The sequence below is a fragment of the Microbacterium neimengense genome (assembly GCF_054782995.1).
Genome location: NZ_BAAGRK010000026.1, coordinates 1 through 1,686, shown reverse-complemented (window position 1 = coordinate 1,686; position 1,686 = coordinate 1). Strand labels below are relative to the sequence as shown.

Here is a 1,686-nt window from a genome sequence, read left to right as displayed (position 1 = left end):
GGCTCTAAGAATAAGTTAGGGAATAGACCCATAACAAACATTAAGAATAATAGTGGTAATAAAGTCATAAACTCTCTTCGGTTAATATCACCCATTGGAGCTAAATATCTACTTTGGGCACCAAATGCAGTTCTGTTATATAACCAAATACCGTAAGCGGCACTTAAAATCATTCCTAAACCTCCTAATACAGTTAGTACAGGATTTTGTTGGAAAGCTCCAGTAAATGTCATAAACTCACCTACAAAATTTGCAGATAGAGGAACTGCAATGTTACCTAACGTGAATAAGAAGAACATAATAGACCATACAGGCATATGTTGAGTTAATCCTCGGTAATATTTTAATAATCGAGTATGGTATCGATCATATAAAATAACTACACAAATGAATAAAGCAGGAGATACTACTCCATGAGCAAGCATAAGAATTAATGATCCTTCAATTCCTTGAATTGTATTACTAAATAAACCTAATAAAGTAATATTCATATGACCTACAGAAGAATAAGCAATAATTTTTTTTAAATCTACTTGTCTTAAAGTAGTGAAAGAAGAATAAATAATACTAATTACAGCTAAAGAGTAAACTAAAGGTGTAAAGAATACAGATGCATCTGGTAAAATAGCAATAGAATATCGTAAGAATCCATAACCAGCCAGTTTTAATAGAACTCCAGCTAAAATAATAGATCCGGCTAAACTAGCTTCTACATGAGCTTCAGGTAACCAAATATGGAAAGGAATCATAGGTACTTTTACTGCAAATGATAAAAAGAATCCTAACCATAAAATTCTTTGTCGTGTTTCACTAATATCTGCTACAGCTAATACTTGGTAATCCGTAGATCCTACTTCGAAATAAATTACTAAAATAGCTAATAACATAAATAAAGAACCTAATAAAGTATATAGGAAAAATTGGTAAGCTGCATGAATTTTTCTTTCTCGAGCACCCCAAATACCAATGATTAAGAACATAGGAATTAAAACACTTTCGAAACAAATGTAGAATAATAATAAATCTAAAACTACAAAAACTGCAATTAATAAAGTTTCTAGAACTAAGAAAGCAATTAAGAAATATTTAATTCCTGTTTTAATACTTTCCCAACTAGCTAAAATACAAATTGGAATAATAAGTGTAGTTAGTAGAACAAAAAATAAAGAAATACCATCTACTCCAACTACTTCTTGAGTAGTAACAGTAGGAAAAGAACTAACAAATTGGAATCCATTATAATTAGAATCAAATCCAGCCCAAAGAACTAAAGATAATACAAAAGTTAATAATGAACTAGCAAGAGCTACCCTTTTCTGTAAAGAAGAATTTTCTCCAGATAGGATAACACCAATAACACCTAAAATAGGTGTAACCAATAGTGATAAAATCATAGTTATAATTTAGATTGTAACTTCTTAAATAGAGAAAACAACCTCAGGCTAACTTTAAATTAGTTCGTATAACTTCTGCGGGGTATATCCCGCAAATTATTTGCAAGAGCTTGTGGCTCAATAGAACTAAATTTATTAAAAATAATTAATTTTTATTGGAGGCGACAAAGTCGCCCCCACCTGAGGAGCCCGGGATGAACAACCCGCGCTAAAGCGCGGAAAGCTAGGGGACTAGATAAGTTAATTTAAATCCCGGGGCGGCTCGCCGCCCCTGGCCCACGGGTCAGGGGCC

1 protein-coding gene is annotated in these 1,686 nt (G+C 32.7%); it reads right to left on the bottom strand.

All coding sequences use genetic code 11. From position 1 onward, the window contains the following. A partial coding sequence (locus tag ACYVJS_RS16285; protein WP_460740896.1) for an NADH-quinone oxidoreductase subunit M occupies window positions 1–1,394 on the bottom strand: 1,394 nt, incomplete at its 3' end. Between the last annotated feature and the right edge of the window lie 292 nt (window positions 1,395–1,686).